The sequence below is a fragment of the Pseudomonas sp. BP8 genome, assembly GCF_017875955.1.
Lineage (GTDB): Bacteria > Pseudomonadota > Gammaproteobacteria > Pseudomonadales > Pseudomonadaceae > Aquipseudomonas.
This window is the reverse complement of sequence record NZ_JAGINK010000001.1, coordinates 4,636,405-4,659,253: the sequence shown is the minus strand read 5'-3', so window position 1 is coordinate 4,659,253 and position 22,849 is coordinate 4,636,405. Positions and strand designations below refer to the sequence as shown.

General features: G+C 63.1%; 20 protein-coding genes, 4 tRNA genes and 1 pseudogene. 13 read left to right on the top strand and 12 right to left on the bottom strand.

From position 1 onward, the window contains the following. Positions 1–215: 215 nt before the first annotated feature. Positions 216–1,493, top strand: a complete 1,278-nt coding sequence (locus tag J3B00_RS20435) for a Y-family DNA polymerase (protein WP_209871030.1) — start codon at positions 216–218, stop codon at positions 1,491–1,493. A gap of 58 nt (positions 1,494–1,551) precedes the next feature. On the opposite strand, the gene J3B00_RS20430 is transcribed toward J3B00_RS20435, so the two are convergent. Then, positions 1,552–2,835 (bottom strand): arsenic transporter, encoded by a 1,284-nt coding sequence (locus J3B00_RS20430; RefSeq protein ID WP_209871026.1) that lies wholly within the window; start codon positions 2,833–2,835, stop codon positions 1,552–1,554. A gap of 262 nt (positions 2,836–3,097) precedes the next feature. On the opposite strand from J3B00_RS20430, the gene J3B00_RS20425 reads away from it, so the two are divergent. The 4 genes from J3B00_RS20425 to J3B00_RS20410 all read left to right on the top strand — a co-directional run bounded on the left by J3B00_RS20425 (position 3,098) and on the right by J3B00_RS20410 (position 7,584). Further along, on the top strand, positions 3,098–5,338 hold the full coding sequence (locus tag J3B00_RS20425; RefSeq protein WP_209871023.1) for a TonB-dependent siderophore receptor: 2,241 nt from the start codon (positions 3,098–3,100) through the stop codon (positions 5,336–5,338). A gap of 103 nt (positions 5,339–5,441) precedes the next feature. After that, positions 5,442–5,729, top strand: coding sequence for an iron transporter (locus tag J3B00_RS20420; protein ID WP_209871019.1), 288 nt, complete (start codon positions 5,442–5,444; stop codon positions 5,727–5,729). Continuing rightward, the gene (locus J3B00_RS20415) at positions 5,726–7,258 is read left to right on the top strand and encodes a PepSY-associated TM helix domain-containing protein (protein ID WP_209871016.1); all 1,533 of its coding nucleotides are present in this window, start codon (positions 5,726–5,728) and stop codon (positions 7,256–7,258) included. The genes J3B00_RS20420 and J3B00_RS20415 overlap by 4 nt, the downstream gene beginning before the upstream one ends. Then, complete coding sequence (locus tag J3B00_RS20410; RefSeq protein ID WP_209871013.1) at positions 7,252–7,584, top strand: DUF3325 domain-containing protein; 333 nt, start codon at positions 7,252–7,254, stop codon at positions 7,582–7,584. Before J3B00_RS20415 ends, J3B00_RS20410 begins: the two co-directional genes overlap by 7 nt. 9 nt (positions 7,585–7,593) lie before the next feature. Here J3B00_RS20410 and J3B00_RS20405 read toward each other — a convergent pair whose 3' ends face one another. Beyond that, positions 7,594–8,184 carry a biliverdin-producing heme oxygenase gene (locus J3B00_RS20405; protein ID WP_209871010.1) on the bottom strand — a complete coding sequence of 197 codons (591 nt, stop codon included), beginning with the start codon at positions 8,182–8,184 and terminating at the stop codon, positions 7,594–7,596. A gap of 131 nt (positions 8,185–8,315) precedes the next feature. Here J3B00_RS20405 and J3B00_RS20400 point away from each other — a divergent pair, with 131 nt between their 5' ends. Then, positions 8,316–8,855 (top strand): histidine phosphatase family protein, encoded by a 540-nt coding sequence (locus J3B00_RS20400; RefSeq protein ID WP_209871007.1) that lies wholly within the window; start codon positions 8,316–8,318, stop codon positions 8,853–8,855. 12 nt (positions 8,856–8,867) lie between these two features. On the opposite strand, the gene J3B00_RS20395 is transcribed toward J3B00_RS20400, so the two are convergent. The 3 genes from J3B00_RS20395 to J3B00_RS20385 all read right to left on the bottom strand — a co-directional run bounded on the left by J3B00_RS20395 (position 8,868) and on the right by J3B00_RS20385 (position 12,799). After that, positions 8,868–9,653, bottom strand: coding sequence for a sulfite exporter TauE/SafE family protein (locus J3B00_RS20395; protein ID WP_209871003.1), 786 nt, complete (start codon positions 9,651–9,653; stop codon positions 8,868–8,870). Between the two features lie 225 nt (positions 9,654–9,878). Further along, positions 9,879–11,762 carry a methyl-accepting chemotaxis protein McpA gene (mcpA, locus tag J3B00_RS20390; RefSeq protein WP_209871000.1) on the bottom strand — a complete coding sequence of 628 codons (1,884 nt, stop codon included), beginning with the start codon at positions 11,760–11,762 and terminating at the stop codon, positions 9,879–9,881. 155 nt (positions 11,763–11,917) lie between these two features. Continuing rightward, positions 11,918–12,799, bottom strand: coding sequence for a LysR family transcriptional regulator (locus J3B00_RS20385; RefSeq protein ID WP_209870996.1), 882 nt, complete (start codon positions 12,797–12,799; stop codon positions 11,918–11,920). Between the two features lie 104 nt (positions 12,800–12,903). Here J3B00_RS20385 and J3B00_RS20380 point away from each other — a divergent pair, with 104 nt between their 5' ends. After that, positions 12,904–13,332, top strand: a complete 429-nt coding sequence (locus J3B00_RS20380) for a PACE efflux transporter (RefSeq protein WP_209870992.1) — start codon at positions 12,904–12,906, stop codon at positions 13,330–13,332. 39 nt (positions 13,333–13,371) lie between these two features. Here the strand turns inward: J3B00_RS20380 and J3B00_RS20375 are convergent, their stop codons facing one another. From J3B00_RS20375 to J3B00_RS20360, 4 genes are all read right to left on the bottom strand, one after another. Next, the gene (locus tag J3B00_RS20375; protein WP_310195544.1) at positions 13,372–14,427 is read right to left on the bottom strand and encodes a hypothetical protein; all 1,056 of its coding nucleotides are present in this window, start codon (positions 14,425–14,427) and stop codon (positions 13,372–13,374) included. Positions 14,428–14,639: 212 nt separating this feature from the next. Further along, positions 14,640–15,320, bottom strand: a complete 681-nt coding sequence (locus tag J3B00_RS20370) for a GntR family transcriptional regulator (protein ID WP_209870988.1) — start codon at positions 15,318–15,320, stop codon at positions 14,640–14,642. A 14-nt stretch (positions 15,321–15,334) separates the two neighbouring features. Continuing rightward, the gene (locus tag J3B00_RS20365) at positions 15,335–16,039 is read right to left on the bottom strand and encodes an FCD domain-containing protein (protein WP_209870986.1); all 705 of its coding nucleotides are present in this window, start codon (positions 16,037–16,039) and stop codon (positions 15,335–15,337) included. 71 nt (positions 16,040–16,110) lie between these two features. Then, a complete protein-coding gene (locus J3B00_RS20360; RefSeq protein WP_209870982.1) occupies positions 16,111–17,421 on the bottom strand; it encodes a C4-dicarboxylate transporter DctA in 1,311 nt (436 codons plus the stop codon). A 557-nt stretch (positions 17,422–17,978) separates the two neighbouring features. Here J3B00_RS20360 and J3B00_RS20355 point away from each other — a divergent pair. Then, entirely contained in the window at positions 17,979–19,544 is a 1,566-nt protein-coding gene (locus J3B00_RS20355; protein ID WP_209870979.1) for a PAS domain-containing methyl-accepting chemotaxis protein, read from the top strand. Between the two features lie 108 nt (positions 19,545–19,652). Here J3B00_RS20355 and folD read toward each other — a convergent pair whose 3' ends face one another. Beyond that, on the bottom strand, positions 19,653–20,507 hold the full coding sequence (gene folD / locus J3B00_RS20350; protein ID WP_209870975.1) for a bifunctional methylenetetrahydrofolate dehydrogenase/methenyltetrahydrofolate cyclohydrolase FolD: 855 nt from the start codon (positions 20,505–20,507) through the stop codon (positions 19,653–19,655). 270 nt (positions 20,508–20,777) lie between these two features. Between folD and J3B00_RS20345 the strand changes: the two genes are divergently transcribed. From J3B00_RS20345 to J3B00_RS20330, 4 genes are all read left to right on the top strand, one after another. Then, a tRNA-Arg gene (locus J3B00_RS20345) sits at positions 20,778–20,854 on the top strand. Between the two features lie 42 nt (positions 20,855–20,896). After that, positions 20,897–20,972: transfer RNA gene (locus J3B00_RS20340), tRNA-His, on the top strand. 55 nt (positions 20,973–21,027) lie between these two features. Then, positions 21,028–21,112 (top strand) — tRNA-Leu (locus J3B00_RS20335). A gap of 35 nt (positions 21,113–21,147) precedes the next feature. Further along, positions 21,148–21,223 (top strand) — tRNA-His (locus J3B00_RS20330). Between the two features lie 151 nt (positions 21,224–21,374). Here the strand turns inward: J3B00_RS20330 and J3B00_RS20325 are convergent. Together J3B00_RS20325 and J3B00_RS20320 are read right to left on the bottom strand one after the other, a co-directional pair. Continuing rightward, positions 21,375–21,674 (bottom strand): XRE family transcriptional regulator, encoded by a 300-nt coding sequence (locus J3B00_RS20325; RefSeq protein ID WP_209870971.1) that lies wholly within the window; start codon positions 21,672–21,674, stop codon positions 21,375–21,377. After that, positions 21,671–22,052: pseudogene (locus J3B00_RS20320) on the bottom strand (type II toxin-antitoxin system RelE/ParE family toxin). The gene J3B00_RS20325 and the pseudogene J3B00_RS20320 overlap by 4 nt, the downstream one beginning before the upstream one ends. A 275-nt stretch (positions 22,053–22,327) precedes the next feature. Here J3B00_RS20320 and J3B00_RS20315 point away from each other — a divergent pair. Continuing rightward, positions 22,328–22,633, top strand: a complete 306-nt coding sequence (locus J3B00_RS20315) for a DUF6388 family protein (protein WP_209870968.1) — start codon at positions 22,328–22,330, stop codon at positions 22,631–22,633. Positions 22,634–22,849: the final 216 nt, after the last annotated feature.

Sequence of the window (22,849 nt, the reverse complement as noted above, 5' to 3'; positions counted from 1 at the left end):
GAGGCAAATGGCCGACCCGCTACGGCAATGGCAACTTGCTATCTATGTTGTTTCGGCGGGTCGGAGATAAATCTTTAATGGTTATTTCGTGTACAAAAAATTATTGGATTGTTGTTGATTCACAAGTCAGCTCTTGGCCGATGGTCGCTGGTGCATTGACCGGATAGCGTACGACCTGTTTACTGTATGCATATACAGTTAATCGATGTGCGGCCATGTCTCGAACCCCTGATCCCGTTTTCGCCCTGATCGACTGCAACAGCTTCTACGCCAGCTGCGAGCGGGTGTTTCGTCCCGACCTGTTGCGCACACCGATCGTCGTCCTCAGCAATAACGATGGCTGCGTCATCGCCCGCAGTGCCGAGGCCAAGCAGTGGGTGAAGATGGGCCAGCCGTATTTTCAGGTCAAAGACGTGCTGCGCCGCCACGGCGTGGTGGCGTTCTCGTCCAACTACGCTCTGTATGGCGACATGAGCCAGCGGGTGATGACCGTGATCGAGGGCATGGTGCCGGCGCTGGAGGTGTATTCGATTGATGAAGCGTTCGCCGACCTCAGCGGCATGCCGGGTGATCTCGACAGCCTGGGCCGTGACATTCGAGATCGGGTACTCAGGCACACTGGTATTCCGGTGGGGGTGGGCATTGCCGGCAACAAGACCCTGGCCAAGCTGGCCAACCACGCAGCCAAACGCTGGGCCGTGCAAACTGGCGGTGTTTGCGACCTGCGTGACGCCACCCGGCGCGAGTGGGTGCTGAAGAAATGCGCGGCGTCCGAGGTCTGGGGCATCGGCCCGCGCATGGCTGCGCACCTGCGCGGCCTGGATATCCGTACCGCCTGGGACTTGGCCCAGGCCGAACCGTGGAGCCTGCGCAAGCAGTTCAGCGTGGTCATCGAAAAGACCGTCCGCGAGCTGGCCGGCACGCCTTGCCTCGAGCTCGAAGCGGCAGAACCCCCACGCCAGGAAATCTGCTGCAGCCGTATGTTCGGTCAGCGCGTGACGCAACTGGCCCCCATCAAGGAGGCAGTCGCTACTTACGTCATGCGCGCCTGCGAGAAGCTGCGCGGGCAACAGTCGTTGGCGCGCAAGCTGCGCGTAAGCATTCGCACCGGCATGTTCAACCCGGAGGAGGCCAAGTACGCCAGTGGCGTGATGGTGCAGTTGCCATACCCCACCGATGACGTGCGGCTGTTGACGCGCATGGCGCTCGAGGCGGTGGAGCGGGTGTTTCGCGAGGGTTTCCGCTACAGCAAGGCCGAGGTACTTTTAATGGACCTGTGCCAGCGGGGCGAGTACACCGATGACTTGTTCGCCGCCGCGCAGCCGCTTAACGCCGAGCGAGTGATGCAGGTGATCGACGGCGTCAATGCCCGCTGGGGGAGCGGCACGCTGCGCTCGGGCGCAGTGCCGGTAGGGCCTGAGTGGGGGATGCGCCGGGAGTTGATGAGCAGCAGCTTTACCACGCAGGTTTCTGGGCTGTGGCAGGTCGGGTAGGTTGTTTCGAAGGGTTGTCAACCCTTGGGCGCAGGGAGCACATTCGAGGCTGCAAGTTTCAAATGCTCAGGCGCAAAGCCAGCGCCGAAAGAGTGACCAGCAACACCGGCAAGGTCAGCAGGATGCCGACCTTGAAGTAGTAACCCCAGGTGATGCGCACACCCTTGCGTGCCAGCACATGCAGCCAGAGCAGGGTCGCCAGGCTGCCAATGGGGGTGATCTTCGGCCCCAGGTCGCAGCCGATGACGTTGGCGTAGATCATCGCCTCACGGACCACCCCCTGGGCTTCGCTGGCATGGATCGACAGGGCGCCGATCAGCACGCTGGGCAGGTTGTTCATGACCGACGACAGCAGTGCCGCGATCAGCCCGGTGCCCAGGGTCGCAGCCCACAGGCCCTGCCCAGCCAGCCAGTCGAGCACGGCGGCCAGTGCGTCGGTCAGGCCGGCATTGCGCAAGCCGTAGACCACCAGGTACATGCCCAGCGAGAACAGCACAATCTGCCACGGCGCCTCGCGCAGCACGCGCCGGGTCGAGATCACGTGGCCGCGGGCGGCCACCGCGAACAGCACTGCAGCGCACACCGCCGCCACCACGCTGACCGGGATGCCCAAGGGTTCAAGGATGAACAGCCCGGCCAGCAAGCCGACCAGCACCACCCAGCCAACCCGGAAGGTCGCTCGGTCACGGATGGCCAAGGCCGGTTGCTTGAGTTCGTCCAGCGCATAGCGCGCCGGAATGTCCCGACGAAAGTACAGCAGGAGCACCAACAGGGTGGCGGCCACGGCAGCCAGGTTGACCGGCAGCATGACCCGCGCGTACTGATTGAAACCGATAGCGAAATAGTCTGCCGAAACGATGTTGACCAGGTTCGACACCACCAGCGGCAGGCTGGCGGTGTCGGCGATGAAACCGGCGGCCATGACAAAGGCCAGCGTCGCCGCAGGCGAGAAGCGCAAGGCCACCAGCATCGACATGACGATCGGGGTGAGGATCAACGCCGCGCCGTCATTGGCGAACAATGCCGACACCGCCGCACCCAGCAGCACGATGAAGGCGAACAGCCGGCGGCCATCACCGCGTGCCCAGCGCGCCACGTGCAGCGCGGCCCATTCGAAGAAACCGGCCTCGTCCAGCAGCAGGCTGACGATGATGATGGCGATGAAAGTCGCCGTGGCGTTCCAGATGATCGCCCACACGGCGGGGATGTCGTGCAGTGACACCGCGCCGACCAGCAAGGCGAGCAGGGCGCCAATACTGGCGCTCCAGCCGACCCCAAGGCCTTTGGGCTGCCAGATGACCAGCACCAGCGTGAAGACGAAGACAGCGGCGGCAATCAGCATGTTGGAGCTCGCGAGGAAGGGAGGATCGGGGCGGCGCGGCTGCGTGTGTCTCCGGGCTGCTTCCTGAGAGCTAGCAGATCCGTGGCAAAGTTCCCGGCAAAATCTGTAAATTTCGTAAATAAGATTTAAACCTATTTGCGAATCATTATATTCACCATCCCTATTGGCCCCCCAAGTATCGCTTGAGAGGCCGAAGGGTGTGGACTCTTCGGTTTTCTGGTCGGGGTTTTGGCGCTTTGTCCACGAATCAGGAGATGTCTCGATGCAATCCAGAACCTCACCCAACGGCCTTGCCCTGGCCTTCATTGCGTTGTCGTCACCGGCCCTGGTGGTGACCGCAGTGCAAGCGCAGGAGCAGCAAAACGCTGAGGTGCTGGAGGTCCCGCTCGACAGCCAGACGCTGGTGATTCAAGACACCCTGGTCACCGCCGAGCGCGAAGCACGCCAAGCGCTAGGTTCTTCGATCATTACTGCAGACGACATCAAGCGCCATCCACCCGCTAACGACCTGTCCGATATCATCCGCCGCGAGCCCGGCGTCAACCTGACCGGCAACAGCGCCAGCGGTGCACGCGGCAACAACCGCCAGATCGACCTGCGCGGCATGGGCCCGGAAAACACCCTGATCCTCATCGATGGCAAGCCATCCAACGCCCGTAACGCGGTGCGCTACGGCTGGAACGGCGACCGTGATACCCGCGGTGAAACCAACTGGGTGCCGGCCGAGGCGGTCGAACGCATCGAAATCCTGCGCGGCCCAGCAGCTGCACGCTATGGCTCGGGTGCAATGGGCGGGGTGGTCAATATCATCACCAAACGCCCGACCGACGAGCTCAAGGGCAACATCAACCTGTACACGCAGATGCCTGAAGACAGCGCCGAGGGCGTCAGCCGCCGGACCAACTTCAACCTCAGCGGCGGCCTCACCGAAAACCTTGGCTTCCGCCTCTTCGGGGGGCTGGCCAAGACCGATGCCGACGACCTCGACATCAACGCCGACCACGCCAACAGCGCCCTGGTGGCCGGCCGTGAGGGCGTGCGCAACAAGGACATCAACGGCCTGCTGAGCTGGAAGCTCAACGATGAGCATCGCCTGGAAATGAGCGCTGGCTACAGCCGCCAGGGCAACATCTACACCGGCGACACGATGAACAGCAACGGTGGCGGCAACCTTGACCTGATCTCCAGCCTGTATGGCCATGAGACCAACGTGATGCAGCGCAGCACCTACGACCTGACCCACCTGGGCGACTTCAGCTGGGGCAGCAGCAGGACCGTGCTGGCCTATGAGTACGTGCGCAACTGGCGCCTCAACGAAGGCCTGGCCGGCGGCCCGGAAGGCGCGATCAACGACAGCGGCGCGGCCATGTCGCGGCTGCGCAATACCCGCCTGAACAGTGAAGTGAACCTGCCGTTCGCCCTGGGCAGCACCGAGCACGTGCTGACCCTGGGCGGCGAGTACCTCTACGAAACCCTCAACGACCAGGGCTCGTTCCGGCCGCAGAGCTTCGACCCGAGCGGCACCGGCAACAGCGTGATCAATGGCTTTGATCGCAGCAACTCGAAGATGACCGCCAAGAGCTATGCATTGTTTGTCGAAGACAACATCATCGTCGGCGATACCACCATCACCCCAGGCTTGCGCCTGGACCACCACGAGGCGTTCGGCGACAACCTCAGCCCGAGCCTGAACCTGTCGCACAAGCTGACCGAGGCACTGACCGTCAAGGGCGGCATCGCCCGCGCCTACAAGACACCGAACCTGTACCAGTACAACTCCAACTACTTGCTGTACAGCCGCGGCAACGGCTGCAGCGTGGAGCAGACCAACGCCGGTGGCTGCTACCTGCAGGGCAACAGCGATCTTGAGCCGGAAATCAGCGTCAACAAGGAAATCGGCCTGCTGTACGACCGTGGCACCTGGCGTACCAGCGCGACCTACTTCCGCAACGATTACCAGAACAAGATCATCGGTGGCACCGATGTGCTGTATGCGATCAACAGCGGCAGCCGCGTGACCCAGTGGGAAAACGCCGGTGAGGCGCGAGTCGAAGGCATCGAAGGCAACTTCTTCATCGAGCTGACGCCGACTCTGGACTGGAACACCAACCTGACCTGGATGCTTGATAACGACAACCGCGAGACTGGCGAACCGCTGTCGGTGATCCCTGAGTACACCGTCAACACCACGCTCGATTGGCGCGCGACGGACAAGCTGTCGTTCCAGCTGGCCGGGACCTACTTCGGTAAACAGAAGTCGCCGAGCTACAACTACCGCACCCAGCAGGACTACGACGTCGAGGCGCAGCAGGACGTTGAAGCCTATGGCCTGGTGGATGTGAGCACCGGTTACAAGTTCAACGAGCACTATGACGTGCGGGTGGGCGTGAACAACGTGTTCGACAAGCAGATCCTGCGCGGCGGCAATGCCAGCAGCTCGGGCGCCAATACCTATAACCAGCCGGGGCGTGCGCTGTTTGCGTCGCTGAACATTTCCTTCTGATCATCGTTGTTGGGGCCGCGTTGCGGCCCATCGCGGGGCAAGCCCGCTCCTACAGTGCTGCGCTGGGCTGCAAGCAGCCCCATTTACTCCCCGAGGACCTACCATGAGCCAGACCCCTGCCTGGCTGCGCATCCTCTCGCGCAGCGCCGCAGCCCTGCTCGGCGGCTACGCCCTGAGCTACGCGGCCACCGCCTGCCTGGCGCGGATCCTGCCGCTGGCACCCGCCGACGCGATCATCGTTGCCACGCTGCCAGCATTCATCTTCTACACCCTGACGATTCTCTGGGCTTTCGCCAGCCGCGACGCCCTGCGCGCCTGGGCGCCGCTGGCGCTGGCCGCACCGCTGGCGCTGATCGGTTTCTGGCCGCAGGCGATGCGGTGGCTGGCATGAAAAACACCTTCACCCAATCGATGTCCTGGCTGCACACCTGGGCCGGGTTGATCTTTGGCTGGCTGCTGTTCGCCATCTTCGTCACCGGCACCCTGGCGGTGTTCGACAAAGAGCTCAACCATTGGATGCAGCCGGAAATCCCGGCTACCGGGGTGTCCCAGGCCGATGCTGCCCGGCGTGCCATCGCCTACCTGCAGGCCCATCAACCCACGGCCAGCAACTGGAGCATCAGCCTGCCCAGCGAGCGTGCGCCAGGCCTGGCGGTGTCTACCGGCGAGCGTCGGCATGGCGGCGGGGTGCAGCTTGATCCTCGCAGCGGCGAGCCGATCGCGGTGCGCGAGAGCGTCGGTGGCAATTTCTTCTTCCGCTTCCATTTCACCCTCGACCTGCCGCGCAACTGGGGCATCTTCGTGGTCGGTGCGCTGGCTTTGGTGATGCTTGCCGGGCTGGTCAGCGGCATTGTCATTCACAAGAAGATCTTCAAGGAGTTCTTCACCTTCCGCCCGGACAAGGGCCAGCGCTCCTGGCTGGACTTCCACAACGCCAGTGCGGTGTTGCTGCTGCCGTTTCACCTGATGATCACCTACACCGGGCTGGTGATCTTCATGATGATCTACATCCCGGCAGGGGTGGACGCGCTGTTCGACGGTGACAAGCGGGCCTACTTCCAGGCCCAGGGCAATGCTCGCATGGAGCAGCCGCGGCGCCTGGCCAAAGCCCCCGGCGAGTTGCACGACGTGGCACCGTTGCTGGCCCAGGCCGAGGCAAGTCTGGGGCCGCTGGGCGGGCTGAGCATCCGCAACCCCAATACCACGGCTGCGCGGATCGAGATTCGCCCGCTGCTGGGTAATCGCATCGCCCTGACCAAGGGCAACGTGATGGTGTTTGACGGAGTCAGCGGCAAGTTGCTCAGCGACGTGCCCGAGCTGCGTCCGGCACCGCTGACCCAGCGGGTCATGGCGGGCTTGCACTTCGCCCAGTTCGGCGGTTACCCGATGCGTTGGCTGTACTTCGTCTGCGGGCTGGTCAGCTGCGCGATGATTGCCAGCGGGCTGGTGCTGTTCTGCGTCAAGCGCGGGCGCAAGTACGCCACTGCCAGTGCCCAGATCAGTGCGCGTCGCTGGTACCGGGTGGCTGAGGTGTGCAACGTGGGCTTTATTGCCGGGCTGTTGCTGGCCTGCGCCGGGTTGCTGTGGGCCAGCCGCCTGCTGCCGGCGGAGCTGGCCCATCGCGAGGCGTGGGAGGTACGCGGGTTCTTCGGGCTTTGGCTGATCGCGCTGTTGCATGCCGGCGTGCGTCCGGCCAAGCAGGCCTGGGTCGAGCAGCTGGGCTTGGCGGCGCTGTTGTGTGGCGGCTTGGGGCTGCTCGGGATGCTGGCAGGCGGTGCCGACAGCATGCGCCTGGGCGTCGAGATCACCGGCCTGGTCGTGGCTATCGGCCTGGCCTTGGCGGCGTGGCGGATTGCTCATCGCCAGCCCGCGCCGGTGAAGACGCGGGCGGCGCGTAACAGGGAGGTCGAGGCATGCTGATCACGATCATTGGCGGCTTGCTGTTCGCCTACGCGGGGATGCTCGGTTTGTGCCAGGGGCTTGAGCGGCATTACAAGCAGGTATGGGCACGGCCGTGTCCGCGTGGGTTGCGCCTGAGCTTGCGCGGGCTGGGCTGGGCAGCGCTGCTGGCCAGCCTGGTCCTGTGCGCCAGGGCCTGGGGCTGGGCCATGGGGCCGGTGGCCTGGTTCGGGGCGATATCGCTGGCGGGGATGGTGCTGGTGATGCTGTTGCCCTACTGGCCTAAAGTGGCAGTGGGCTTGGTCATGAGCCTGCCAGTGTGGGGTGTGCTGCAACTCGTCATCTGATGTGCCGTGCTAGCGCAGCACGGCGCTGTGCTCCAGCCATTGTTCGAAACGCTCGAACGTGGCGACGGCTGCGTGCACTGTGCAGGCTTGCGCGGCGGCCGATGCCGGCGCTTGCTCAAGTCGCTGGAGAAAACTGCGCCAGTGCTGGCCGGTCATCGCCCCGTACACATCGAGAAAGCCGCCGCCGTTGTCGGCGTCGATACCCAGCCGCTCGGCCATCGCCCGCTTGAGGACCTGGCCGCCGAGGGTAGAACCTTCAATCACGTACATCACGCCCAGCGCACTGGCCTCGTTGTCGATCACCGGCAGTGCCTGGCACAGGGGCAGGGCGTCGATGTCGGCAGCTGTCAGCGTCAGTGCCTGAAGGTCGCTGACCAATGTCGGCGTCTTGGCGCGCTCGCTGCCCTGGTAGCCGCTCAACAGCGTTTCCAGCGGTGCATGAAAGCCATAGTACGCCTGCATCAAGCGGCGGTAAGCCGGCAGGTCGAAATCGGCGTGGAAAAAAGGCAAACGTGTTTCCAGTCCTTTGTGACAGGCCTGGGTGCCTTCACGCAGGGCGAGCAGTAGCGGGCTGGAAACAGTGCGGGGCGGCGCGGACATTGTTGGCTCTGGCTGTGAGGTGTCAGGTTTGGAGTGGCGATCCTAGCGCAGTGTTCCGCCTTCTGCCGCGACATTCTTCGGCAAAAGCGCCATGCTACAGCGCACCCTTGCACTGATTGATGAGGACATCGGTGAAAGCCGTTCGCCTGACCCTGGTCTGCCATGCCCTGACCGAGCCCCAGAAGAGTGGCCGGTTGCCCTGTCCGGATGATCCGATAATGACCCTGCTCGCGCAGCCCGAGCGGGCTGCGGATGACGTTCAGGTAGTGTCCGCGCCGGAGCGCAGGGCCCTGCAGACCGCCGCCGGCCTGGGCGCCAAGGCGCGGGTGGAAGAGGCACTGGCCGATTGTGACCTGGGGCGTTGGCAGGGGCTGGCGCTCAAGCAGCTTCAGGCCGAGCAACCCGAGGCACTGGCGCAATGGCTGCAAGACCCGTACAGCGCGCCGCACGGCGGTGAGTCGATCGCTGCGCTGTGTCAGCGGATCGGCACCTGGCTGGAAGGCTTCACGGCCCCGGGCCAGTGGCTGGCAGTGACCCATCCGATGGTCATGCGTGCGGTGCTGGTGCAGCTGCTCGGTAGCCCGTTGGCTGCGTTCCAGCGCATCGATGTGTTACCGCTGTCTCGCCTGGAACTGAGCTACACCGGGCAATGGCGTCTGCGGGTGAGCTGATCGGCCCAGGCCTCAGAACGCCAGCTTGTAACCGATCAGCAGCAACATGCCCGCCAGGCACGGACGCAGCACGCGATCAGAGATGCGCCCGGTGAGGTGGCTACCGAGGTAGATCCCCGGCAGCGAACCGAGCAGCAGGTAACCGAGCAGCGACCAGTCCATGTTGCCCATGCCCGCATGGCCCAGGCCGGCGACCAGGGTCAATGGCACGGCGTGGGCAATCTCGGTCCCGACCAGGCGGCGGGTCACCAGGAACGGATAGAGCAGGAACAGCGCCACCGTGCCCAGAGCGCCAGCACCGATCGAGGTCAGCGTGACCATCACGCCAAGGACCACGCCGGTCAGCACGGTGAGGATGTTCAGGGTGCGATCGCTGAGGTGGTAATGGTCGCCCGCATGACGGTTGGCAAAGGCCTGCAGGCGCGATTTGAACAGCAGGGCCAGTGCAGTGAGGATCAGCACCACGGCCAGGCCTTGCTTGATCACTGCATTGAGTGCCGAGGTGTCGGTGTGCAGGGTGCTGAGGAACCACAGGGTCAACGCGGCTGCGGGCACGCTGCCCAGGCTCAGCCAGCCGGTAATGGTCCAGTCGATGTTCTTGTTACGGCCGTGCACCCAGACCCCACTGGCCTTGGTGATGGCGGCGTAGAGCAGGTCGGTGCCCACCGCGGTGGCGGGATTGACGCCGAACCAGAGCAGGATCGGGGTCATCAGCGAACCGCCGCCGACGCCGGTCATGCCAACGATGAAACCTACAATCAGACCCGCGAGGGTGAAACCGAAAGAACCTACATCCATACGCTACTCGACTGCCCAACTTGCCCGTGATCGGATGGAAGCCAGCATATAGATTTTTTTATAGCCAAATAGACTTGTTCGTTATTAGGTTATAACTGGGCGTGGCTTGATTGCGTGGTGTGTCAGTGCCGGCCTCTTCGCGGGGCAAGCCCGCTCCTACAGGTCTGCGCTGCTCCTGTAGCAGCGGGCTTGCCCCGCGAAGAGGCCGGCACTGACACCCAGCCGTCAGATGCGGAAACTGCCCACCAACTGCTTCAACCGGCCGGCCTGCTGACTCAATGCGTCGCAATGCACCAGCGTCTGGTTGAGGTTGTGCACGCCTTGCTGGTTCAGCGTATTGATCTGGGTGATGTCCAGGTTGAGGCTTTCGACCACGGCCGTCTGCTCTTCGGTTGCGGTCGCGACCGACTGGTTCATGCCGTCGATCTCGCCGATACGCTGGGTCACGCTGGCCAGGCGCTCGCCGGCCTGGTTGGCGACTTGCACGGTCTGTTCGCTGGAGACCTGGCTGGCGTTCATGGTGTGCACCGCTTCGCGCGAGCCGACCTGCAGGCTGGTGATCATGCGGTGAATCTCTTCAGCCGACTCCTGGGTGCGGTGCGCCAGGTTGCGTACTTCGTCGGCAACCACGGCGAATCCACGCCCGGCCTCGCCAGCGCGGGCGGCTTCGATGGCGGCATTGAGTGCGAGCAGGTTGGTCTGCTGGGAAATGCCCTTGATCACATCGAGGATCTTGCCAATGTCATCGGTGCTGGCATTGAGGATTTCGATCTGCTCGCACGATTTGCTGATCTTCTGCGACAGCGCCGTCATGGCGTTGATCGCATCATCCACCACCTGGCGGCCGTCATTGGCCTGGTCGCTGGCGCCACTGGCGTGCTGCGAGGCGTCAGCGGCATTTCGGGCAATCTCCTGGGTGGCGGCGCCCAGCTGGTTGATCGCCGCCGCGACGCTGTTGGTGCGCATGCTTTGTTCTTCGGAGCCGCTGATCGAGGCGTTGGAGGCGCTGACGACTTTTTCCGAGAGGTCATGGACCAGACGGGTGGCCGAAGACACTTCGCTGATCGAGGCATGAATACGTTCGACAAAGCGGTTGAACGAGCCGGCCAGTTCGCCGAACTCGTCCTTGTTCTGTACGTCGAGGCGGCGGGTCAGGTCGCCTTCGCCTTCGGCGATGTCGCGCATCGCGCGGCCCATGGTGGTCAGCGGACGCATCAGCACGGGGATCAACAGGCCCAGCAGGCCCGCGATCGCCGCTACGGCAATCAGCATGGCAATCACCGCCGAGGTGCGGAACTGGGTGAGCGCGGCGTAGGCCTTGTCCTTGTCGATGGACAGGCCGATGTACCACTTCGCCGAGGGCAGGCCGGTTACTGGCGCAAACGAGATGAGCCGATCCTCGCCGTTGAGGGTCACGTCCTGCATGCCGGCTTCGACCCGCAGGTTGCTACCCGGGTAGATGTCCTTGAGGTTTTTCATCAGCTGGGTCTTGTCGGGGCTGACTATCACCTGGCCGTCACGGTCGGCAAGGAAGGCGTGACCGATGCCGCCAAAGTCCACCGAGTTGATGATCTCGACCAGTGTGTCGAGCGTCAGGTCGCCGCCCACTACGCCAATCAACTGGCCGTCCTTGCCTTTGACCGGGGTGGCGATGGTGACCACCATGCCGCCGACAGCGCCTTGATAGGGCGGGGTCAACACGGTTTGGCCGGCACTTGCGGCGGCGCTGTACCAAGGCCGTTGACGCGGGTCGTAGCCTGCTGGCATCTGGGCGTCTGGCCGTTGGGTGAACTGCCCGTTGGCCTGGCCCAGGTAGGTGAAGAGGAAGTTGCGCGTGTAGGAAGGCTGATCGACCAGCCCGGCGAGGGTGTCGCCGGCACCTTGCTGGCCAACATCCTGGGCAAGGTTTTCCAGCACCAGGATGCGGCCGCTCATCCAGTTCTGCACGCTGCTGGCGGTCAGGGCGCCTGACTGCTGAACAGAAGATTCGAGGTTCTGGCGGATGGTGTTGCGCTGCAGGTAATCGTTGTAAAGGGTGAACAGGGCGAATGCCAGGACTACGACACCGCAGGCGCTGAGCAGAATCTTGTGGCGGAACTTCAGGTTCATGTTTCGAGACCTTGAGCCAATTCTTGGGGGAGGGCGCCGTGCGCTCATGACGCGAGGGCGGACCTTTCAGTGTTGTTATCGGCGTGGGCGGAAAAAGATTTAAAGGCTTGCGCTGACTTCTTCAGGTGATTTCGACGGACGGTGAGGGCGCTGCCTCACGGCATTTCTGTCAGCAGCTCAACCAGGCTCCGCGCCCCTTGCCGCAACGGTTGCTGCTTGGCCCAAAACGCATGCACCGGCAGTTCGAGGGCGTTCTGCGTGTTGCGAAAATCCAGCCGCAGCAAGCGTCCAGCCGCCACCAGTGGCGCCACCCGCGACAGCGGAAAATCGCCCCAGCCCAGACCCGCTTCGACCATCTGCAAGGCCAAATCGAGGCTGTTGCTGCGCCAATGGGCGGCGCCGATCAGCGAGCGCGGATCGCTCAGCGGCAGCTCGCTGCTGCAGACCAGAATCTGGCGCACGTTGACCAGGTCCTCCAGGTAGCGGATGCGCCCTCCACGCAGCGCCGGGTGGCTGGGCGACAGGGTCGCTACCAGCGACTCCCGGGCGATGTTCTGGAAGCTGCGGCGTGGGTCCACCTGCAACCCGGCAAAGGCCAGGCACAGGCTGACCCGACCGCCGTCGAGCAACTGCAGGGCTTCTTCCTGCGGTGCGCTGAGCAGCTCGATATCCAGCAGCGGATAACGCTCGCCCAGGGCGGCAATCGCGCTCAGCAACGGCCGGTGATCGATGTCCGGTACCACGGCAATGGCCAGGCTGCTTTCCAGGCCTTGGGACAACTCCAGCGCATGCACCTGGAGCAGGCCGAGTTGCTCGGCAATCAGCCGCGCATGTGGCTCCAGCGCTTTGGCCTGCGCCGTTGGCCGGGCTTCGCGCGCGCCACGCTCGAACAACGGATAGCCCAGTTCGGCTTCGAGGTTGCCGATGGCCATGCTCACCGCCGAGGGTACGCGCTTGAGTGCGCGCGCGGCGGCCGAGAAAGAGCCACGGTCGAGCACGGTTAGAAACAACTGGATGGTGTCGCTGGAAAAATTCATGGGTCAGCCTCCTGTCAGTCAATCTGAAAGCTGCTGACTTTTCCTGTCAAGTTTTCTGAAGCACTCTGTGGCGCATTCAGCTACTGCATACCCGAGGTAACCCGGTGCAAGGACTTAAACGCAAACTGGTCTACGTGACCTTCTATGAACTGATCGGGCTGTGCATGTCGACCCTCGGCCTGGCGTATCTGTCCGATACCCAAGCGTCGCACACCGGCCCGCTGGCAGTGATGATCACCACCATCGCGATGATCTGGAACCTCATCTATAACAGCCTGTTCGAGTATTGGGAGAGCCGCCAGGCCAAGCGCGGGCGCAGCGTGGCGCGGCGGATCGGTCATGCGATCGGCTTCCAGCTGACCTTGGTGGTGTACCTGATTCCGCTGATTGCCTGGTGGCTGGACATGACGCTGGTGGAGGCGTTCTTGGTCGACCTGGCGTTTATCGTGCTGGTGCCGTGCTACACCTTTGCCTACAACTGGGCATTTGACCGGATATTCGGCTTGCCGACATCGGCCATGGCGACGGCTTGAGGGTGACTGGGCTGGCCTCTTCGCGGGGCAAGCCCGCTCCTACAGTGGTTGGGGTGACGTGGTGGGGGCGGGCCTGAGCCGCGAAGAGGCCGGCGCTGGCGTCATGCGATTGCTGCCCAGCAAACTGTCCTCGATCTGCCCCGACAGGTAATACACCCCGGACATCGCCCCACTCTGGCGATTCTCCATCAGCCCTTGCCATTCCTGGTTTAGTGCCACATTGAGAATCACCCGCAACTGCTCGACCATCTGCGGGTGTTCGCGATCGTGGGTGATCATCGCAATGCCGGTTGCCGCGACCGAGATCAGTGCGCCCGCCGCCTTGCCCACGGCCGCTGCAACCGCACTGGCAATCCCGCGTGGCGCCAGGGTGGCGCCGAGCTTCTCGCTGGCGCGGGTGGCCACCGACGATAAGCCCACCTGGGTCTGGCTGGCGTTCTTGTCGGCCTGTTGGTTGAGGTGTTGGCGCAAAGACAGCCAGGCCGGTTGCTGGTCCAGCGGCTTGGCACGGAGCAACTGATACAGCGTGGCGTTACGGGCATCAGGCGGCCCCAGGCTGATCGCTCGAACGCGGTTGAGACGCTGGCTGAACTGGTCGGGCGGGGCGTTGTAACGCTGGATGATTGCCGGCAGTTGCTGGCCGAACAGCTGCAGGTACAGCTCGCTGGCGCGATCGCGGATGGCTTCCGGGTTGATCTGCTTGGCCACTGGTTCTATCACCCGCTGGTGGTACTGCTCCTGCAGGTACAGGGCCAGGCGCTTTTCCGGCGGGTCGGCACCGTTGCCGCTGTTCATCTTGTACCAGGCCACTTTCAGGGTCAGCCATTGCTGGGTCCAGTACCCGGTGAACCAGGGGATGAAGTCGCTTTCGGTGCGTTGCTGGACTTGCTCCTTCCATACCCGCATGGAGCGTCGGGCGTAGTCGTTGGCCGAGCCGGTGGCGGCTACCGAGGCGTCGATCAGCTCCTGGTCAACGCGTTGCCAGGCCGCCTCGGTCAGCACCGCGGGTGGGGGTGGGGCAGGCGGGCGCTTGCTGGCGCAGCCGGTGAGGGCCAGCAGGAGGCAGAGCAGGACCAGCGATAGGCGCGGGTTCACGCGGGCTAGCCTCGCAGGGTTGAGGCTGGGTGGTTATCTGATTATAGGTGGCGGCGGGAATCGGGGAGGGGTCTGGCAATCGTTGCTGCCTGGGCCGGCCCCTTCGCGGGGCAAGCCCGCTCCTACAGGATGCGTAGCGCTACCGTACGTGTATGAGCGGGCTTGCCCCGCGAAGGGGCCGGCCCAGACACCCGCAATCAGGCTAGGGAGTCCTAATCGAGATCAAGCTTGGCTTCCAGCCGGTCCAGGTGCTCATGCATCAAAACCAGCGCCGCAGCGCTGTCGCCGCTTTCTACTGCATCAATGATCGCTGCGTGTTCTTCCCAGGCGCAGTGCTCGCAGCATGGCGATTCGTAACGGGCAATGATCAGCGACGTCATGGGAACCAGGCCGTTGAGAAAGCGTGCCAGCGGGGCATTGGCGGCCATCTGCGCAAGCTTCAGGTGGAACTCACCCCCCAGGCGAATCGCCGTGCAGCGCTCACCGCGCTCGTGGTGCTGACGTTCGCGCTCCACCAGCTGGCGCAACTGACGGATCTGTGTCGGCCGGGCGCGTTGCGTGGCCAGTGTAATCAGGGTGGTCTCGGCCAAACGCCGGGCACTGAGGACCTGGCGCGCTTGCTGCGGGTCCGGGGCAGCCAGGTGTGCGGTATGGCTCGGCCGCTGGACCACCACCTGCTGGTCTGACAGGCGGCCAAGCACGCGGCGGATCACCGTGCGGCTGACGCCAAAGGCATCGCCCAGGGCCTGCTCGGGCAAGGCGCTGCCCGGCGGCAGGCGTTGCTCTAGGATGGCGTCGAACAGCCGAGGGTAGATCTGCTCGGCCGACAGGCGAGTCTCGCCGGCACTGAGCAGGGCGGGGAGGGGCAGAGCGGCGTGGGCGCAGGCGTTCATAGGCTGTCCTCGAGTCATTGGCCGGGGTGTTCGTCCGGGATGTTCAGTTGGATGCCCATGCGCTGGCCTTCCTCAAGGATGTGCCGGCGCATCTGGGCGCTGGCTTCAGCGCTGTTCTTGTCGCGGATGGCGCGTACCACTGCGTCGCTTTCGCGCAGCCGTGCGGCCAGGTGCTCCGGTGAGTTGCGCAGCATGTCGGCGCTTTGCTTGAGGGCAGTGCCAGTCTGCTGCACCACGCTCTGGAAGATCGGGTTGGTGGTCAGGGCAAACAACGCCTGATGCAAGGCGATGTAGGCGGTTACGCCCGCTTCGCTGTCGCCGGCGTCAAGGGCCTCGCGCATGTCCATCAGGGTCAGGCGCAATTGGCCGATGTCGCCGCTGTTGGCCGATTGCGCGACCAGGCCGACGATGAACGGTTCGAGGGTGTAGCGCAGCTCCAGCACATCGGCCAGGCTGGGCGCGCCGACGCTGTCGCTGAGTGATTCGGTGGCAGCCGCCTCGGCGTCGAGTACCAGCACCCCCTTGCCGGGCAGCGAGCGCACCAGGCCGAGGGTTTCCAGGACGATGACCGCTTCACGCAGGCTAGGTCGGCTGATGCCCATCTGCTCGGCCAGTTCGCGCTGGCCGGGCAGCATGTCGCCGCTGCGCCACTGGCCGCGAGCCAGGGCTTGGCGGAGTTTTTCCACTACTGAAGTAACCACGGTCGATGAACTGATCATGGCGGGCTCCCTGATAAAAAAGACATCGAAGCTCCTGAAAGCAGGCCGGCGTCACTGCCGGCCTGCGGCGATCAGAATTCCTGTTGGTGGGCGTTGGGTTGCTTGCGCGGCAGGTGGGCGAAACCCGGTTTGCCGTCGAGCACATTGTTGGCCCGTTCGAGGTCGATGTCTTTTTCCCAGCGGGCGATGGCCACGGTGGCGACGCAGTTGCCGATCAGGTTGGTCAGCGCGCGGCCGATGCCCATGAACCAGTCCACTGCGAGCACCAGGACCAACCCTACCACCGGGATCGCGGGCACTGCGGTCAGGGTCGCCGCAAGGATGACCAGGGCCGAGCCCGGGATGCCATGCGCGCCTTTGGAGGTGACCAGCGACACCAGCAGGATGGTCATGAGATCGGTCATGGCCAGCGGCGTGCCGGTGGCGTTGGCGATGAACACGATGGCCAGGGTCAGGTAGATGGAGAAACCGTCGAGGTTGAACGAGTAGCCGGTCGGGATCACCAGGCCAACCGTCGAGCTGCCGATGCCCAGGTGCTCGAGCTTGCGCATGATCTGCGGCAGCACGGCATCGGAGGAGGCGGTCCCCATGACAATGGTCAGCTCTTCACGCAGGTACTTGATAAGCGGCAGCAGGCGCAGGCCCGACAGGCGCATCACGGTGCCCAGCACGATCAGCACGAAGCCGGCGCAGGTCAGGTAGAACAGCGCCACCAGGCCGCCCAGATGCTGCAGCGACTCCAGGCCATATTTGCTGGTGGTGAAGGCAATGGCGCCGAACACGCCAATGGGCGCCAGGCGCACGATCATGCCCATGATGCGGAAGATCACATGGCTCAGCTCGTTGATCAGTCGCGAGATACCCGAAGCTGCTTCACCTACCAGATTCAGGGCGCTGCCGAACAGTACCGAGAACAGCAGGACCTGAAGGATGTTGTTGTCGGCAAACGCGCCGACCACCGAGGTCGGGATCAGGCCCATGAGGAAGGTGGCGGTGCCATGGATCTGCTGACTACGTTCGGCCAAACCATTGGCGTCGGCGGCAGACAGCTGGTCAAGGTGGATATTGGCGCCGCTACCGATGCCGGAGGTGAAGGCGAACACCAGGCCGATGACCAGGGCGATGGTCGTCAGGACCTCGAAGTAGATCACCGACTTGAGGCCGATGCGGCCGACCTTCTTCAGGTCACCGGCACCCGAGATGCCGCTGACCACCACGCAGAATACGATCAAGCCGATCAGCATCTTGATCAGCTTGATGAAACCGTCACCGAGGGGTTTGAGTTGCAGGGATACTTCGGGGAAGCTCAGGCCGCAGGCTATGCCCAGGGCCAGGCCTAGCACCACTTGGAGGAAGATCGAACGCGAGCACCATTTAAGCATGGGAGGAGTCTCTGATCGGTGTCCTTGCTTCGATGGCGTCGGGGCCAAAGAGCGCAGAACTTAATTATTGTGGTCTTACCGGTTTGTTCAGTGCCGGATCATAAAAGCGCGAAAATTCTTACATTGCAAGGGATTTTGGCCTTACCGGTCTGACCAGTTGTGGGGCGTTTCCGGGCGGGTGCTCTAGGACGGTGCAAGGCGGCCAATCAACGCAATTGCTGCGCAGTCGTGGATGATGCATGGAGGCAAAGCCAACACGGACCTGTAGGAGCGGGCTTGCCCCGCGAACAAGGGCAAAGCCCTTGCCATACCCCTCGGTTGCACGGCCGCCCTCTTCGCGAATCAGGCCAGACCAGGGTATGTCTCGGGCATGCTGTGTTTGCCAGCGCACGCACAAATACAGTGCGCCGCGATTTAAACCAACTCCCTGATTTCCAAGGTTTATTGGCAATAGCAAAACGGGAGTCGTAAAATCCGCTTTTTTTGACTGAACAGTCATTAAAAAACGTCACACCGATCCGACACCCCGCCGGCTCGATCCTGAATGGAGTCACATCGTGCGCCTCAACCTGCCGGTTTCGCCGGTCGAACAACGCTTCCCGCCACAGCAGCGCCTCATCTCGGCCACCGACACGGCCAGCCTCATCACCTACTGCAATGCCGAATTTGCGGCAATCAGTGGCTACAGCCAGGCCGAACTGATCGGCAGCGCACATAACCTGGTCCGCCACCCGGACATGCCCGAAGCGGTGTTCGAGATCATGTGGGGCTACCTTAAAGCCGGCAAAAGCTGGATGGGCATCGTCAAGAACCGTTGCAAGAACGGCGACTTCTATTGGGTCAATGCGTATGTCACGCCGATCCTGGAAGACGGTCGGCTGGTGGGCTACGAGTCGGTGCGTGTGTGCCCGACCCGCGCCCAGGTCGAGCGTGCCGAGGTGCTGTATGCACGCCTGCGGGACGCTAAAGGCACCTTGCCGGTCGGTCGGCGGCTGGCCGTGCTGCTTCAGGCGCTGGCGGTGCCGGTCGTGGGCGGGGCGCTCGCGGTCGCGGTCAATCAGCTGTGGCCGGGCCTGGTCGGCCAAGGGCTTACCCTCGGCCTGTTCGTGGCCAGCGGGCTGTGGGCGCAGGGCGGTGTCGGCCGGCAACTGCGCAGCATCGTCAAGGGTGCTGGCGGAACCTTCGCCGACCCGGTCGCCGCCTTGACCTACAGCGATCTGCCAGGCGCAGCCGGGCAGCTTGAGCTGATCCTGATCAGCGAAGAGGCACGCTTGAAAACCGCGCTCACCCGCTTGAGCGATCTGGCCACACAGATGGCAGTGGCAGCCGACGATGCCGGACGCTTGTCGCGCGGTACCGAGGCCGCCTTGCGTGAACAGCAGGCAGAGACTGACCTCAGTGCCACGGCCATGACCGAGATGGCCGCGTCGATCGCCGAAGTTGCCACTCATGTACAACTGACCGCCGGTGAAGCGCGCACGGCACACCAGCTCGCTGAACAGGGCAGTCAGGTGGCCGATGCCAGCGGCGCGGCGATTCGCGATCTGGCCGCGACGGTCGGCCAGATCAACCAGGCGGTCACCGACCTGGCCGGACAGACCGACACCATCGCCGAGGCCGCCGGGATGATTCGCGCGATTGCCGAACAGACCAATCTGCTGGCGCTCAATGCCGCCATCGAGGCTGCGAGGGCGGGCGAGCAGGGCCGAGGGTTCGCGGTCGTGGCTGATGAAGTTCGCGCGCTGGCCAACAAGACCCGTCAGTCAACCTTGCACATCCAGGCCATCATCGACGAGCTGCGCGGCGGTGCCGATCAGGCGGTGGTGATCGCCAGTCGCGGCATCACTGGTGCCGAGCAGGGCGTGGCGCGGGTGCTTGAGGCGCAGACGGCGCTGCAGGGTATTCGCCAGGCAGTGCAGCGCATCAGCGACATGAGCCAGCAGATGGCGACGGCCTCGCAGCAGCAGTCGTCGGTGGCCGAGGACGTTTCGCGGCAGATCAATGGCGTGGCCGTGATTGCCCAGCAGAGTGCGGTCGGGGCCAATGCCGCGGCGTCGCGTGGAGCGGAGCTTGAGCAGGTGTGTGCGGGTTTGCGGGCGTTGGTGGAGCGGTTCAACCGCTGAGGCGTGCTGGGTCAGTGCGTCCCCGGGCAAATCCCAGGCATAAAAAACGGCACCTGTTCAGGTGCCGTTTTTTCATGGCCTTACGGGGCACAAGCGCCCGCTAGCCCTTTACTTATGCAGCTCTTGCGCCGCATACAGCGTGTTTTCCAGCAGGCAAGCGCGGGTCATCGGACCTACACCGCCCGGCACCGGGGTAATCCAGCCAGCGCGGGGCAGGGCGGTCTCGTAGACCACGTCGCCAACCAGCTTGCCATCTTCCTGGCGGTTGATGCCGACGTCGATGACGATCGCGCCCGGCTTGATCCACTCACCCTTGACCAGGCCCGGCTTGCCGGCGGCCACGACCACCAGGTCGGCACGGCCGACGTGTTCGGCCAGGTCCTTGGTGAAGCGGTGGGTGACGGTCACGGTGCAGCCGGCCAGCAGCAGTTCCATGGCCATCGGCCGGCCGACGATGTTCGACGCGCCAACCACTACTGCGTCCATGCCATACAGGTCCTGGCCGGTGCTTTCCAGCAGGGCCATGATGCCTTTCGGGGTGCACGGGCGCAGCAGCGGGATACGCTGGGCCAGGCGACCGACGTTGTACGGGTGGAAACCATCGACATCCTTGTCCGGGCGGATGCGCTCGAGCAGCAGCGATGCATCCAGGTGTGCTGGCAGCGGCAGCTGCAGCAGCACGCCGTCAACCGCCGGGTCATCATTGAGGCGGTCGATCAGGTCGGTCAGGGCTTGCTGCGTGGTGTCGCTGGGCAGGTCGAACGCTTGCGAAATGAAGCCGACCTCTTCGCAGTCCTTGCGCTTGTGCGAGACATAGACTTGGGAGGCGGGGTCGGTGCCGACCAGGATCACCGCCAGGCCCGGCGTACGCAGGCCTTGCTGGCGACGCTCCACGACACGTTGAGCGATCTGCTGGCGCAGGCTGGCGGCGATCGCCTTGCCATCGATAAGGTGTGCAGTCATAGACGCGTGATTAACCATCGAGAAAGGAACATATAGAGGAGCGCATTCTCGCACGACACGCGCCGAGGGCAAAGGCGGGTGGTCGGGCAAATGCCCTAACCCCTTCAATAATTTCAATTTTTTATAGAAAGGTGTTGACGCTTATGCGGCTCGTCTATAACATTCGGCGCACTTGTCGGGCACAGCCTAGCACTGGTTGGTGAAGTCGGGCAGAATGAGTGGTTTAACAGCTTGGCTGGTAATCATCGTTCGGTCAGGCGGAATGCTTATGCGCCCGTAGCTCAGCTGGATAGAGCATCCGCCTTCTAAGCGGATGGTCGCAGGTTCGAGTCCTGCCGGGTGCGCCATTAGGCAGCATAGGCACGCAAGTGAAGCAGTACCGCAATATGGTGGGCGTAGCTCAGTTGGTAGAGCGCCGGATTGTGATTCCGGTTGTCGTGGGTTCGATTCCCATCGTCCACCCCATATTTTTCAAAGGCGCCTCGACTGTTGGATGGCGCCTTTGTTTTAAGCGTTACATGCGGACGTGGTGAAATTGGTAGACACACTGGATTTAGGTTCCAGCGGCGCAAGCTGTAAGAGTTCGAGTCTCTTCGTCCGCACCATGTTTTTCAAGGTTTCAACGTAGCACCGCGTTATGGTGGGCGTAGCTCAGTTGGTAGAGCGCCGGATTGTGATTCCGGTTGTCGTGGGTTCGATTCCCATCGTCCACCCCATATATTTCGAAAGGCGCCTTGATCGTGAGATCGGGCGCCTTTTTTGTTGCGCGTTTTTTGGCTGGCGGTGGGCTTGGGCGCGGGTGGGCTTTTATCTGATATCTGACTTGCTTCTGCGTGTTGCCGAAAAGTCCTACAGCGTAGGGTTCGCTCAGGCGTGAGCGGGATCGTGCGGTATCAGGCGCACCTCCACTCGCTGGCCGAGCGCTCGGGCGGCGCTGGAGAGGGTGGCCAGAGTCATTCCCGGGTCATTATGATCCAGTGCGCGGTCAACTGCGGCGCGGCTGGTATGCATGCGCTCTGCCAGCGCCTTCTTGGTCATTTTCTGGGCTTTCATCGCTTCCGCGATCTGCCAGGCAATCACACGTTTCAGGGCGGCGGCCGAGACCTCTTCTGTCAGCCCTTGCTCAGCAAGAAACGTATCGAAATCAGAGCCGATATGTGGGTTCACTGGGTAATCCTCTCGAATATCGCTTTACGCTGTCTTGCGGTCGCAAGCTCGGCAATGGGGGTTTTCTGGCTCTTCTTGATGAATCCGTGAAGCAATATCATCGTGGTTCCGCTTACGGTAAAAAACACGCGCGCTATGGCGGTGGTGAGGTTGATGCGGATTTCCCAGGCCTTGCTCAAGCTTTCTCACAGCAGGCATTCCAATTGGCCATCCGAGCTGAACGACATTTATCTCAGTGCCAATAGTTCGCATGTGATCGCGGGTCAGTCCGTTCAGCCATTCCCTCACCGGTTCGTTGCCTCCTTCTGTGCGAAAAAAGCAGGCATCCAGTCGTGTAGATAGTTCGCTCGCGGGAGTGTACCAAAAATGGTTCTCCATTCAAGCGGGTCATAAGATGGTGGCGATAGGGGCGCTTTCCCATGGGTTAGTAGGAAAAGGCCGGCTGGTGCTGGCGCAGTTGGTCCCGATCCTCGGCGCAAGTCAAGAGTTGGGCGGGGCGCAAGGCTGGCGGCAGTGGTGCGGCTGCCCATTGCCGTGCGTGGGTATCCGCCAATAGCGCCATGCACGACGCCCCCTCTAGTGACAACCTAATAAAAGCTGATAGATTTCAGCCGGTTGAAATTCCGGCCGGCAGGCCGGCAGAGGAGTTACCGATGATTGCCAAAGAAGCTCGCCAGGCGCTGGCGCTGCAACGCTTCGCCGAGGCCAATCCGCAGACGCTCGAAGAAATCCGCGAGCTGGATGCCCGCGAGCAGGCTCAGCAGATTGAATGGGCCTTTGAGGATGCGGCGCAGGAGCAGGGTATCGAGCCTTGGGAGTTGGCCCTGCAACTTATTGCAGAGAGCCCTGAGCAGCTACAGGCGATGCGCCTGGAGGTGCACCGCGAGGTCGCTGAGGCGCTGGGCATGGCCTGGGAAGAGTACTGCGGGTTCAATGAGATCGATCCCGACCAGGGCTGACGATCGATTGACTGCAGTTGTTTGACAAGGTTTTTCCGCTGCGCGCTATGAGTAGTGGCGTGCAGCCCTTAACGGATGGGGCCTGGCGGCTATTCGCCCAGGTCCTTGAATGAATTCGATCGGCGTAGCGTCCCGTCGTCCCGAGTGGGGTGACTTCTGGTGCGTGAGTCACTAGAATGTTTGCCCTTGATTCTGGAGTCGGGCTATCGCCGGCTA

What these genes read in the sequence shown, in the direction of transcription:
- J3B00_RS20415 (WP_209871016.1), top strand. Translation starts at nt 5,726, where the DNA reads ATGAAAAACACCTTCACCCAATCGATGTCCTGGCTGCACACCTGGGCC.
- J3B00_RS20420 (WP_209871019.1), top strand. Translation starts at nt 5,442, where the DNA reads ATGAGCCAGACCCCTGCCTGGCTGCGCATCCTCTCGCGCAGCGCCGCA.
- J3B00_RS20360 (WP_209870982.1), bottom strand. Translation starts at nt 17,421, where the DNA reads ATGCTTAAATGGTGCTCGCGTTCGATCTTCCTCCAAGTGGTGCTAGGC.
- J3B00_RS20365 (WP_209870986.1), bottom strand. Translation starts at nt 16,039, where the DNA reads ATGATCAGTTCATCGACCGTGGTTACTTCAGTAGTGGAAAAACTCCGC.
- J3B00_RS20395 (WP_209871003.1), bottom strand. Translation starts at nt 9,653, where the DNA reads ATGGATGTAGGTTCTTTCGGTTTCACCCTCGCGGGTCTGATTGTAGGT.
- J3B00_RS20315 (WP_209870968.1), top strand. Translation starts at nt 22,328, where the DNA reads ATGATTGCCAAAGAAGCTCGCCAGGCGCTGGCGCTGCAACGCTTCGCC.
- J3B00_RS20405 (WP_209871010.1), bottom strand. Translation starts at nt 8,184, where the DNA reads ATGTCCGCGCCGCCCCGCACTGTTTCCAGCCCGCTACTGCTCGCCCTG.
- folD (WP_209870975.1), bottom strand. Translation starts at nt 20,507, where the DNA reads ATGACTGCACACCTTATCGATGGCAAGGCGATCGCCGCCAGCCTGCGC.
- J3B00_RS20410 (WP_209871013.1), top strand. Translation starts at nt 7,252, where the DNA reads ATGCTGATCACGATCATTGGCGGCTTGCTGTTCGCCTACGCGGGGATG.
- J3B00_RS20370 (WP_209870988.1), bottom strand. Translation starts at nt 15,320, where the DNA reads ATGAACGCCTGCGCCCACGCCGCTCTGCCCCTCCCCGCCCTGCTCAGT.
- mcpA (WP_209871000.1), bottom strand. Translation starts at nt 11,762, where the DNA reads ATGAACCTGAAGTTCCGCCACAAGATTCTGCTCAGCGCCTGCGGTGTC.
- J3B00_RS20435 (WP_209871030.1), top strand. Translation starts at nt 216, where the DNA reads ATGTCTCGAACCCCTGATCCCGTTTTCGCCCTGATCGACTGCAACAGC.
- J3B00_RS20385 (WP_209870996.1), bottom strand. Translation starts at nt 12,799, where the DNA reads ATGAATTTTTCCAGCGACACCATCCAGTTGTTTCTAACCGTGCTCGAC.
- J3B00_RS20430 (WP_209871026.1), bottom strand. Translation starts at nt 2,835, where the DNA reads ATGCTGATTGCCGCCGCTGTCTTCGTCTTCACGCTGGTGCTGGTCATC.
- J3B00_RS20425 (WP_209871023.1), top strand. Translation starts at nt 3,098, where the DNA reads ATGCAATCCAGAACCTCACCCAACGGCCTTGCCCTGGCCTTCATTGCG.